The 11,481-nt window shown below is 48.4% G+C and carries 11 protein-coding genes; 5 read left to right on the forward strand and 6 right to left on the reverse strand.

Annotation, left to right across the window (positions count from 1 at the left end; all coding sequences use genetic code 11):
- A partial coding sequence (locus tag WG8_RS28185) for a family 43 glycosylhydrolase (protein WP_007429621.1) occupies nucleotides 1–926 on the reverse strand: 926 nt, incomplete at its 3' end.
- A 223-nt stretch (nucleotides 927–1,149) separates the two neighbouring features.
- On the opposite strand from WG8_RS28185, the gene WG8_RS08000 reads away from it, so the two are divergent.
- A complete protein-coding gene (locus WG8_RS08000; protein ID WP_007429622.1) occupies nucleotides 1,150–1,854 on the forward strand; it encodes a 4'-phosphopantetheinyl transferase family protein in 705 nt (234 codons plus the stop codon).
- A 40-nt stretch (nucleotides 1,855–1,894) separates the two neighbouring features.
- A complete protein-coding gene (locus WG8_RS08005; RefSeq protein ID WP_007429623.1) occupies nucleotides 1,895–3,484 on the forward strand; it encodes an amidohydrolase in 1,590 nt (529 codons plus the stop codon).
- A 70-nt stretch (nucleotides 3,485–3,554) separates the two neighbouring features.
- Here the strand turns inward: WG8_RS08005 and WG8_RS08010 are convergent, their stop codons facing one another.
- The 3 genes from WG8_RS08010 to WG8_RS08020 all read right to left on the reverse strand — a co-directional run bounded on the left by WG8_RS08010 (nucleotide 3,555) and on the right by WG8_RS08020 (nucleotide 6,695).
- Nucleotides 3,555–5,180: an S-layer homology domain-containing protein gene (locus WG8_RS08010; protein WP_007429624.1), complete on the reverse strand. Its 1,626-nt coding sequence runs from the start codon at nucleotides 5,178–5,180 to the stop codon at nucleotides 3,555–3,557.
- Nucleotides 5,181–5,337: 157 nt separating this feature from the next.
- A complete protein-coding gene (locus WG8_RS08015) occupies nucleotides 5,338–6,189 on the reverse strand; it encodes a DegV family protein (RefSeq protein WP_007429625.1) in 852 nt (283 codons plus the stop codon).
- 32 nt (nucleotides 6,190–6,221) lie between these two features.
- Complete coding sequence (locus WG8_RS08020; protein ID WP_007429626.1) at nucleotides 6,222–6,695, reverse strand: hypothetical protein; 474 nt, start codon at nucleotides 6,693–6,695, stop codon at nucleotides 6,222–6,224.
- Nucleotides 6,696–6,912: 217 nt separating this feature from the next.
- Here WG8_RS08020 and WG8_RS08025 point away from each other — a divergent pair, with 217 nt between their 5' ends.
- On the forward strand, nucleotides 6,913–7,296 hold the full coding sequence (locus tag WG8_RS08025) for a DUF423 domain-containing protein (RefSeq protein WP_007429627.1): 384 nt from the start codon (nucleotides 6,913–6,915) through the stop codon (nucleotides 7,294–7,296).
- A gap of 107 nt (nucleotides 7,297–7,403) precedes the next feature.
- Here WG8_RS08025 and WG8_RS08030 read toward each other — a convergent pair whose 3' ends face one another.
- Together WG8_RS08030 and infC are read right to left on the reverse strand one after the other, a co-directional pair.
- Nucleotides 7,404–7,949 (reverse strand): hypothetical protein, encoded by a 546-nt coding sequence (locus tag WG8_RS08030; RefSeq protein ID WP_007429628.1) that lies wholly within the window; start codon nucleotides 7,947–7,949, stop codon nucleotides 7,404–7,406.
- A gap of 498 nt (nucleotides 7,950–8,447) precedes the next feature.
- Entirely contained in the window at nucleotides 8,448–8,969 is a 522-nt protein-coding gene (infC, locus tag WG8_RS08035) for a translation initiation factor IF-3 (protein WP_007429629.1), read from the reverse strand.
- A 230-nt stretch (nucleotides 8,970–9,199) separates the two neighbouring features.
- Here infC and WG8_RS08040 point away from each other — a divergent pair, with 230 nt between their 5' ends.
- On the forward strand, nucleotides 9,200–10,207 hold the full coding sequence (locus WG8_RS08040; RefSeq protein WP_007429630.1) for an ABC transporter substrate-binding protein: 1,008 nt from the start codon (nucleotides 9,200–9,202) through the stop codon (nucleotides 10,205–10,207).
- On the forward strand, nucleotides 10,204–11,481 hold a 1,278-nt coding region (locus WG8_RS08045), incomplete at its 3' end, for an iron chelate uptake ABC transporter family permease subunit (protein WP_007429631.1). The genes WG8_RS08040 and WG8_RS08045, both read left to right, overlap by 4 nt.

Raw genomic sequence — 11,481 nt, forward strand, 5'->3', positions numbered from 1 at the left:
AGCCACACGTATTGAGAATCCTGTACAGGACCGCTCCATGCCCCCGCCCAACGGTCACCCAAATACAGGTAAGAGGTCGTCTGCGTACCTTCAACTGGAATGACGTAGGCCGACTGTGAACCATAGGTTGTACTGTCCCCGAAGTTTATCGTATTGCTCCAGGTCCCTTCAATACTGGATGCCGTAGCATACTTGGCCTGATTGGGATTCCAGCCGGTTGCCCCGGATGTAATCAGGAAATAGACATCTCCTTTTTTGAACATTGCCGGAGCTTCACGATATTGTCCCGACCACAGTGTAGTCACCAGCGATTCAACCTGCAGAAAATCCGGTGTCAGACGATAAATGTTCAGATCGGCATTCACACGCGTCGTTGAGATCAGGTAAGCCGTTCCGTTGTCATTGTATACCGTCATATCGCGGGAATCGTGATCCAGAGGACGGAAGCTGCCTTGATACGTATAATCGCCATCCACAGTATCGGAGGTGGCAACTGCAACTCGAGCCTCGTTGTAGTTCACACCATTTTCCTTGTGCATCCACAATACGTATTTGCGTGTTTTTTCATTGTAAATCACCTTTGGACGCTCGATATTCGACACATTCAGCTCAGCTGCCGAGCTGCTGGTCAGCACATTTTTGCGAAACTCCCAGTTTTTCAAATCTGAGGAACGATAGGCGGATACCGCCTTGAACGTGCCATTCGGATTGCGATTTTCACCAAACCAATAATAGTAGCCGTCCACTTTAATCATACCGCCCCCATGGGCATGGACGACGTTTCCAGCAGTATCCTTGAACTGAATGCCATTCACAATATTCGCCGAAGCTGCTGAAGCGATTTTAGGTGAAAACATTTGGAAGATGCTCAACGTCAGCAAAATCGTAAGCATAATACACAGCAAGCGAACAAAATCGTATTTCATTGTTTCGTCCTCCTCTATGTGTGTTTTTTAAGCGCTTACATGAATGAGTTCTATAAAGCAGCTTTAAAGAGCTGCTCATCCCAATTGTATCCATATTGAATTGAAAGTGCTAGAGTAGTATATTGACCATGTACACGGCACACGCCATCCATATCTGACAGACTTCAATCGAACGGTGAGTGTTGCGAACGGGCTGATATCCATTACGGCATAGGAGGCGACCATGGAAATATACGCGATTGATACAAGCAAGCCGGAGGCTGAGGCTCACTATGAGCTGCTGTTAAATCGGGTTTCACTGGAAAAGCAGCAGAAGCTGGATCGTTTTTTGCACCGGGAAGATGCTCTGAGGGGCTTATACGCCGATGTGCTGTTAAGATGGCTGGCTTGTCGGCAATTGAAGATACCTAATGCCAGCCTTCAGTTTACATACAATGCTTTCGGCAAGCCTTCCTTGTTGAATACGCCAGCATTCCATTTTAATGTTTCTCATTCGGGAAAATGGGTGGTATGTGCCCTTGATGATCATCCGCTCGGCATCGACATTGAACAGCTCCGTCCTATTGATTTTGAGGTAGGCAGGGTATGCTTTTCGGACGCAGAGTATGATGCATTAATGCGTCAGGATGCAGACAGTCGCTTATCCTATTTTTATGATCTATGGACGCTTAAGGAAAGCTTTGTGAAGGCTGAGGGACAGGGATTAACATTGCCGCTAAAGTCTTTTTCATTTGAGTTGAGGGCACATTCGTTCATAGGCTTCACGACCGATGGCTTTACCACCGAGTATTGCCATTTTAAACAGTATGAGCTGGATCAAGATTATAAACTGGCTGTCTGTGCAGCCCATGATCACTTTGCCCGGCAGATACAGCAGGTAGATATAGCTACACTACAATCGGAGGTATCGACACAGGCGCAATTATGAAGGGAATAAGTGTTATAGCTTAAAAAGGGGATGAGCAGCGTTGACGTTCGTTTTATTTAAGCATGGCCGGTTGTATGGGGATTGGGCTTCCAAAGGAGATTCAATCGTGGTACAGCATGGCCGCATACAGGCCATCGGATATGCACGGGAGCTTGAATTGCAGCTGTCCGGCAAGGAGTATAAAACTGTGGATTGGGAAAACGCCTATGTGCTGCCAGGCTTAACCGATTCACATATGCATTTGTCCATGCATGGGTTGAAGCTGGCGATGCTGGATCTGACATCAGCTGCCTCCAAGCAAGAGATGCTGGACATGCTGCGCAAGCGGGTCGCTGTAACACCGCCGGGAGAGTGGATTTTAGGGCTCAACTGGAACGAAAATGCATTTATTCCTGTTGAAATTCCGGGTATAGCCGAGCTGGATGCCATTACAGATCAGCACCCGGTCTATTTGACCCGTACATGCTTTCATACGTTCTTGGCCAATTCAGAGGCATTTCGACGTGCGGGTATTAGCGACAGCACCCCTGATCCAGCCTCGGGAGCTTACGGGCGAGACGCTGAGGGACGGTTGAACGGATTGATTTATGAGGAGGCATCCTTCGCCTTTACAAGCGTACAGCCGGAGCCGGATTATGCGGTAAAAAAGGATACGATTCGACGGGCATGTCTGGATGCGATACGTCTCGGTCTGACGGCTGCGCATACGGAGGATTTACGTTTTTTGGGCAGCGTGGAGACGATGCAGCGGATTTACAAGGAACTGAGAGAAGAAGGCCTTGCCTTTCGTACACACCAGTTGATCTATCATCCATTTTTGGAAGAAGCGCAGGGACAAGGGCTGCGTGCAGGTGCCGGCAATGAGTGGTATAAGATCGGTGCCATAAAAATGTTTGCCGATGGCGCCATTGGCGGAAGAACTGCATTATTGTCCGAGCCATACAGTGACACTCCGCATACCCGCGGGATGGCGATTCAACCGCAGCCAGAGCTGAATCAGATGGTGGCGGCAGCCAGAGCGGCAGGCTTTCCGGTGGCTGTGCATGCCATAGGCGATGGGGCGGCGCAGATGATTTTGACAGCGATGGAGACCCATCCGCTTACGGAGGAAAGCGGTTTGCCGGATCGTCTGATCCACGGACAGGTGCTTACGGCTGAGTTGGTCCAGAGAATGGCGAAGCTGCCGCTGATTGCGGACATTCAGCCGCGTTTTGTCGCAAGTGACTTCCCATGGGTACTGGATCGGGTTGGGAAAGAACGGACAGAATATTTATATGCCTGGAAAAAACTGCTGGATGCAGGGATTCCATGTGCTGGCGGCAGTGACGCACCGATTGAGCCGCTGAGCCCTTTTCTCGGGATGCATGCAGCTGTAACTCGTACCAAGCCGGAAGAAACGCACGAGGGTTATCTTCCTGCCGAAAAGTTAGATATTCATGAAGCCATTCATTTGTTTACTACAGGAAGCGCAGTGGCAGCCGGGGAGGAGGATGAAAGGGGATGGATTGCTGAAGGCAAAGCCGCTGACTTTACGGTCATTGACCGCGATGTATCGGAAAGCCCGCAAGCTTTGCTTGACGTTAAGGTACGAATGACGGTTGTGAACGGGAAAATCGCGTACCAGTCGTAGGCTGGCAATATGTATGTATACCAACAACCTTCAACTTCACTTTTCACGTGAGGTTGAAGGTTGTTCGCTGTTACAAGCCACGCTGTTGGAATCGGTCTGCATTTTTGATACTGGACCACAGATCAGAGCTTGCCCCGCCCGGATACCAGTAGGCGATGCCTGCAAATCCTTCATCCTGTCCCAATCGATACTTAAGGGTAAAGGATCGTCCTTCCTCCAGCCATAGCTTATGCAGCTTCGTGTCTTTGTAAGACACCGTATACTGCTGAACATCCTTATTCCACACCGGTTTGGAAGAGGCATGGGATATGAGCTGATTTTGCTCATTTAGTGAAATATCAGAGGAAGCAACCGATTGGCCGCTCGCATTGAGCGTCCAATTCCTTGTAAACAAAGGCAGCGCCAATATTGCCTTGCTAGGATCGGTCGTTTGTTCAAAGCGTCTCACGCTTTCACGGAGCCATGGCAAGGAGGATACAGAGCCGGGAGTCGAGCTGCCTCCCCAATGCTCGTCGTATCCCATGAGGATCATATAGTCTGCCGCAGCGCCAAGCTGCTTATAATCAAAGGCGGCTGTCCAGTCCGTGCCGTAATCGGGCGATACGCAAATGGCCAGTACGGCATTCAGGCTTTTCAGCTTGGCTTTTAATTGCTGGATGAACAATGTGAGATTGGCTCGATCCTGACCGTCTACATTTTCAAAATCAATGACAAGCCCGTCCAATTTATGGACAGATACGGCATTGGCAAGTTGATTTATGGTTTTACTGCGTAAAGCCACACTGGACAAAATTTGATGGGTCATTGTCAGATTGGAGCGATTGCCGACCATAGCCCAGATTTTTTTATGATGCTGTTTGGACCAGGCAAGAAGCGACGAATCCGTATAGTCGCTGAGGCTGCCTGTTTCGTTCAGAAAAAACCAGCGTGGTGACAGCGTGTTAATGTTGGACTGCAGCACGGTGTTTTCAAACTGCTGAACGGTTTGATCATATTGCCACCCTAGTCGGATAGAAGTGGCGGAGGAAGCGGTTGGCCGGGCATGCTGCGTGGAATACGCCAGCAGACGTTCCAGTATGGCCGCTGTTTCTTCTCGGGTGAGGGAAGATGTGGGGGGAAAATACTTATTTTCACCTTTCATAAAGCCGTAACGATTCACGGTGTTGACAGCTTCAAGCGCCCAATCTGCAATCTCATCAGCATCTGTGAAAGAGGAAGTGGCTTCTCCTGATCCCCCTGAAGAGCGGATAAGACGTGCGATCATCAAGGCCGCTTCTTGTCGGGTTACAGAATGGTTGGGCTGGAATGTAGCGGTCGTTCCTCCTTGGACGATATCAAGCTGGGAAGCAGCTTCGATCCAGCCGTAATACCACGCCTGTTTGGATACATCCCGATAGGAAGCAACGGTCGCTTTTACAGACTGCAGACCGAGCGTGCGATCCAGTGCAGTAACCCATTCGGCTCTCGTAACTGCTTTTTTGGGGGAGAAGTAGCCTGGTTGTGTACCAGTCAAGATCCCTTTTGCGTGCAGGGAAATGATAGATTGATAGGCGTAGCTGTGTGAAATATCCTGAAACGCTACGCCGGATGCTGCTGCCGGGGCAGCTAAATATGAAGTGGATGTGGTGAATATCGTTATGGCTGTAGTCGCTGCCAGGGTGAGCCGGGTTAACCAACGTGATCGCTTGGAACTCATACCGAATAACCTTCTTTTTTTATGATAGATTGTAGATACATTGATCGTCACTCGACGAATAATACTATCAAAAATAGTAAAGTTATTCATTGCTAAATTGCTGGAAAAATATCAAAAACCCCGCTACCTGTAGGGTAAGCGGAGCTAGATTTTGAAACTATGCTTTTTTGGCATACATAATACCTATGGTCTGAGGTCCACAATGACTCGATATGACGCACCCGGCTGTAGCCAACAGCACCTCTTGTGCATTCGTTTCTTCCTTCAAACGAGCTTGCAGCATGAGTGCATCTTCCTCGGCCAAAGCATGTACGACAATGATGATGTCGTTATCCATCTGATCCCGCTGGTTCAGGGCATTTTGCAGCATCTGATCCAGTGCTTTTTCACGTTTGCCACGGACTTTGTATGCAGGCGTCATTTTTCCGTCAATGACTTTGATGACCGGACGAATTTTGAGCAGACTGCCGATCAGGTTCTGCATCCCTGAGCATCTGCCGCCTTTGTACAGATATTCGAGTGTATCAATGACAAATTCCGTATCCACCAACGGTCGGGTTTTCGTCAGCATCTCCACAATCTGCTCCATCGTATTGCCATTTGCTGCTGCGCGTACAGCTTTCATCACAAGCAGGCCAAAGCCGCATGATAAATTCAGAGAATCAAAGACCGTGATGCGGCCTTCCGGGAATTCAGAGGCAGCGAGCAGTGCATTTTGATACGTCGAAGATAGCTCAGAAGACAGACTGATATATAGAATGTCGTCCCCTTGTTCTATGTAGGGAGAAAAGGCTTGAATAAAATCAGCTGGAGAAGGTGCAGCGGTGCGCGGCAATTGTCCCTCGCGGCTTACACGCTGAAATAATTGTTCCGGCTGAATGTTCACCCCGTCCTGTAATGCTTCATCACCAAACACGGTATACAATGGTACAATGCTAACCTCGTATTGTTGGCGCCAGTCGGCAGGAATATCACTGGTACTGTCCGCAAAAATTTTGATTTTGTTCATACATAGAATCCTCTCTGTGTGATGCGGGAAAATTATAAAGATTGTACGGAGGAAGGATAAATATCCGCAGTGCTATTCGGAATGGCAAGGCCGATGGCAAGAAGTGCAATAAAGCCCACAATAATGAGTGCATTAATGATCAATCCTGTGATAGCAAAGGCCTTCTTACGGTTTTTCAACGCGATTCCAATAATACCGACTACAAGTCCGCTACAATTCAGCAACAGACTGCCTAGAAAAATAAAAGGAAGCAGCACGGTTCCGGTTTGTTGCAGAACGACTTCCGGATTCATTGTTTGGTACTGGCTGAAATGAGCAAGCAGATTAATGACCATAATAGCCATAATAATATATCCGATCAGACTGACGAGCGACATAATAAAAGAAGCAATTCCGGGACCGGAGTGCTTGAGCTTGACCGGAGGCTGGAACACAGGAGCTTCTGAAAAAACAGGGTGCTCCTCAGACACAGCAGGCTTTTGCAAATCAGGATCTTGGTAACTCATGGTTTCAACTCCTTGAACATAGTCCGAACAGGTACTAATTTTCCACAAAATAAACAAAAAAGCAAGCCGTCTTACACATTACCCTCCAATAGGCAAGGTCTAAACATCAAATTCTGCAGGAATTCAACCATGCAGGCTAGCTGGTAAACTTCATACCTATTCGATAAAATAGAAAGAACGTTGGGATTAATGAATGAGAAGAAAGGAGTACATAAATATGCAACGCAGATGGATAATTGTGGGATCTATAATGATGCTGTTGGCAGTAGCCATTGGAGCGTTTGGAGCACATATTGTGAAAGCGCGAATTGACGCGGATGCATTAGCAGTGTATGAAACAGGTGTAAAATATCATATGATTCATGCTGTCGGTTTGCTGATCATTGCATTGGCTGCCGGGCAATGGGGGGCTTCAAACCGTTTAAGATGGGCAGCGCGTCTGCTGTTCACGGGTATAATTTTGTTTTCCGGCAGCCTGTATGTGCTAAGTTTGACCGGAATCCGTGTCCTGGGTGCTATTACCCCATTGGGGGGCGTTTGTTTTATTGCAGGCTGGGTATGCCTGGCCTGGACCGCGATGGGGCTGAAGAAAGAGGATTAGTGACCCGATTCGGGAATACGAAAAAAGAGAATCAATAGGAAAGCTATATGCTTTTCCTATTGATTCTCTTTTTTTCATGCTTTAGTTCGTGTTGAAAGTTATTGTGTTTACGTTGTGATTTCATCAATTTCATTCATTTTAAAGGAGTACACTTGCTTCTCATCCACATGATACACACTCAGCAAGTTGTTAGCATGATCCAGGTTGAGAATGCGGCAGGGAATGCTGCGTTGTCCGCCATAGCGATTCACGATTAAACGCACAAGTGTATTATCTTGTATATAGCGTTGAATCCATTCATATGTGTTAAGTTCTTGTTGTGTTGCAGGCTTTGGCTGTGTGCGGGATTGTTTGATTTCTTGAACGGCAGCTGGCTTAGTCATAACCGCGGCGGACTTCTTTTTGGAGAACTTCTCCGCAAGCTTAGTGGCAGGGTCCAATGAGTCGTTACCAGACTGTTTTTTTAGATACAAAGCAGCTTCGATTAAATTGCCAAGTTCGATGCCAGATTGAATCCGACTATCGGCAATTTGATCATGTTGGCTCAAGAGGTTAAGCAAGAACTGAAGGGCCTCTACGTTCGAACGACCTTTAACTAATACATCAACATTAAATAAATAACTGGTTTCGTCTTGATTTGATTCCTTTTTCATACATCCTCCAGCCCAAGCCCTGGGTATATAGTCTTTTATATTATTTATCAATATATCATTAAAATGTAATCTATCATAGTACCTTAGGCCCTAATATTGGATATTAACAAAAATTAACTCTGCATAAAGACCTAGCATGAAAATTTCTTGGAACTGTCCGAATTGTAGGCTTAAAGCCCATATAAATATATATCGAGAATAAATGAGGCGGAGAGCGAAATCAAGAGGTTTAAATTTTAAATATTTTACAGTTAGCAAAATAGGAAAAGACCCCTCAATAAAAGGGGTCTTCGGCATATCCAAAACGTGGTCATATTATTATAATTGCTAAGAAAACAGGTTTTAGCATGGCCCCGTATTGGGCACAGGTCCATTCATGTTCATAGTCATCTCCCTTTGCTTTACTGGTTGGAGTAGACACGCACATATGGATGGAGGACCTCTGGTTTAACGGGGGACTTTTTTTCGATGCATTCGAATTCCTCCCAAAGGATTTTCTTATCGGAAGCGTGGGTTTAATTTCACCTGTGAGCCCTTGCCGCCCGTCTGGATTCCAGTGTCCTTCACTCCGGCTTCCTTTAGGTCGACCAGCAGCCGCTCCAGCACCGCTTTGGCGACAGGGGCTTCCTTCGCGCCGGATGATTTGACAACCAACTGTACTGGTTTGCCGGAACGCAGATATTTCTCCGCCTGACGCAGCTTCGTATCGTAATCATGCTCTTCAATATGAGCAGTGAAGCGCAGCTCCTTGATTTTTTCTTTACCGCTCTTTCCAACAGCTCGCCCGACATTCGTTTTGCGTGCTGCGGACTCTTTTTGCGCGAGCGCTTTCCCCTTGCCCTTCGGAACCAGGGCGCAGGGCGGTGGGCTGCTCATCAATGAGGTACAGACCAGGTCCGCCCCTTTGGATCGGGCCATAGCCAAGGCTTCTGCCTTGGAGACCATACCGAGCTGCTCTCCTCCGAGTCCGGTGAGCATCACCTCGTCCGCCTTAATTTGCTCGTTGATTAATACTGCCACGTTAATGCAGCCTCCCTTAAAAACAATGATAAAGCTATCATAAACGGAACCCGTTTGCGATTCAATTTGGATTTCTGACTAACGAGTAGCCGCACTTTGCAAAAATTTGCTGCTTACACTATTTCAATAGAATCCTTATTGACAAAAATCGTTAACCCCTATACCCTTTTTAGTGATAATGATAATCATTGTCTAAGGCGACGTATACATATAGGGGTGAATGAAGAGGAATGAAGAAAAAGTGGAATGGTCTACTGTTGTTTATGGTCTTTACTATTATGCTGGGCGGTCTGCTGGCTGGCTGTGGTCAGGTGGGGGATAGCTCGAAGACGGGAGCCAGTCCGGGACCTAAACAGACGACTCCAGCGGCTGGACCAGTGATGGTGCAGGATGATCATGGGGAAGTCAAGCTGGACAAGCCAGCAGAACGTGTCGTTGTACTCGAATGGACGTTTACCGAAGATCTAATTGCACTTGGGGTGCAGCCTGTCGGAAATGCGGACAATGCAGACTACAAGCTGTGGGTGACGCCAGAGGCGAAGCTTGCTGATTCCGTTACGGATATAGGCACACGGGGTGAACCGAATCTGGAAGCAATTGCGGCGCTCAAGCCGGATCTTATTATCTCTAACGCAGATAATAATGCAGCCATCTATGCACAACTTAAGGGGATCGCACCAACGATAGAATACGATCCTTATAAAGGGAACGGCTATGATTATGACCGTATGGTCGAAATTTTCAAGCAGATCGCTGTGGCTACCGGAAAAACCGAGCAGGCTGATAAAGTTCTAAGTGAGCTTGACCAGCATTATGTAGAGGCAAAGGCTGCATTGGAAAAAGCGGGAAAAACGAACTTCCACTACGCGCTGACACAGGCCTTTACGGCTCAAAATGCCGCCAGTCTACGCATGTTCAAGGACAACTCAGTTGTAGTGGAAACACTGTCGAAAATCGGCATGGTGAACGATTGGAAGTCGGACAAGACTGAGAAATACGGATTTAGCACCGTTGGCATCGAAGCCCTGCCTGCTGTACAGGACAGCAATTTCATCTACATTACGCAGAAGACGGACGATGTATTCGGAACCGCCATGAAGAACAATTCGGTCTGGAACGGACTGAACTTCGTCAAAGGCAAACGAGCCTATCCGTTGGATGGAACAACATGGACGTTCGGTGGCCCAATCTCATCCAAAGTGCTGGTTGACCAAGTAGTCGGGGTTCTGACGAAATGACCCAGACAGGCACAGCAGGATTGTCGAAGGTCTGGCGTGTAGGGGGCATCTTTGGGGGCGGTTTGGCCGTCCTTGCTGTGCTTTTTTTTGTAAGCTTGTGTTATGGAGAGTCATCCATACCATTGCGTACAGTCATTGAGGCGTTGGTCCAGCGACAGAATACACTGGACCACAATATGATTTGGGATTTGCGAATGCCACGCACGGTCATTGGAATCCTGGCTGGCGGTGCGCTGGCGATTGCTGGTGCATTGCTGCAGGCGATTACCAAAAATCCGCTGGCAGCTTCTGATACACTCGGAATTAACGCTGGAGCCTACTTTGTAGTTGTGCTTGGTGCGGTGATGTTCCCTGGCTTACTGCATCAAGCGCCGTTTCTGTTCGCTGCCATAGGCGGTCTTCTGGCGGCAGTGCTCGCTTATTTCATGGGCGGCGGGCGAAAGGGAAGTCCGATTCGATTGGCGCTTGCGGGCTTGATTGTATCTATGGTCCTCGGTTCATTTACCGGAGCACTGCATATCTTTTATTCCTTTGAAACACAGGGGCTGTTTCTCTGGGGTTCCGGCTCACTGGTGCAAAACGACTGGAGCGGTACGATTTACGCTTGGCCCTGGGTCGTAGGGCTTTCAATTATTGCAATTCTGCTGTCGAGGCAGTTCGATGTGCTCGATCTGGATGAGTCTACATCCACGTCCCTGGGGCAAAGGGTTGGTTTGACGCGGGCTGTGGGTATTGTATTGTCGGTACTGCTGTCGACGGTTACGGTGAGCGTCATCGGGCCTATCGGGTTTGTGGGGCTGGTTGCTCCGCATTTGGTACGCTTAAGCGGCCTGAAAATGCACCGCTGGGTACTGCCCGGCACTTTCCTATGGGGAGCGCTACTGCTAACGGGCGCTGACGTGCTGGCGAAAATGGTTCACCAATCAAGCATGAATCTGCCAACTGGAGCGGTCATGGCATTGATTGGGGCCCCGTGGTTAATTTGGCTGATTCTCTGGAAGATGAAGCTGCCCTCCGGCAGTGGCGGACAGTCTTCAATGAACATAGGTGTCCGTGCACGAAAATTGCCGTTCGGCAGGCTGGCCACGCTGTTCGGGTGCGCAGCTGTGCTGTTGACCGTATTCAGCCTGATGTTTGGGGGAATGCGTATTCCGGTAGGCGATCTGCTGTCTGGATTGTTCGGCGGGGAGAGCGCGAATTCGGCCTTGCTACAGTTCCGAATTCCACGCACGCTGGTGGCGGCCGGGGCAGGCATCGCGATTGCGGTTAGCGGC

It is taken from the genome of Paenibacillus sp. Aloe-11 (assembly GCF_000245715.1).
GTDB lineage: Bacteria > Bacillota > Bacilli > Paenibacillales > Paenibacillaceae > Paenibacillus > Paenibacillus kribbensis.

What these genes read in the sequence shown, in the direction of transcription:
- WG8_RS08040 (WP_007429630.1), top strand. Translation starts at nt 9,200, where the DNA reads ATGAAGAAAAAGTGGAATGGTCTACTGTTGTTTATGGTCTTTACTATT.
- WG8_RS08000 (WP_007429622.1), top strand. Translation starts at nt 1,150, where the DNA reads ATGGAAATATACGCGATTGATACAAGCAAGCCGGAGGCTGAGGCTCAC.
- WG8_RS08020 (WP_007429626.1), bottom strand. Translation starts at nt 6,695, where the DNA reads ATGAGTTACCAAGATCCTGATTTGCAAAAGCCTGCTGTGTCTGAGGAG.
- WG8_RS08025 (WP_007429627.1), top strand. Translation starts at nt 6,913, where the DNA reads ATGCAACGCAGATGGATAATTGTGGGATCTATAATGATGCTGTTGGCA.
- WG8_RS08015 (WP_007429625.1), bottom strand. Translation starts at nt 6,189, where the DNA reads ATGAACAAAATCAAAATTTTTGCGGACAGTACCAGTGATATTCCTGCC.
- WG8_RS08030 (WP_007429628.1), bottom strand. Translation starts at nt 7,949, where the DNA reads ATGAAAAAGGAATCAAATCAAGACGAAACCAGTTATTTATTTAATGTT.
- WG8_RS08010 (WP_007429624.1), bottom strand. Translation starts at nt 5,180, where the DNA reads ATGAGTTCCAAGCGATCACGTTGGTTAACCCGGCTCACCCTGGCAGCG.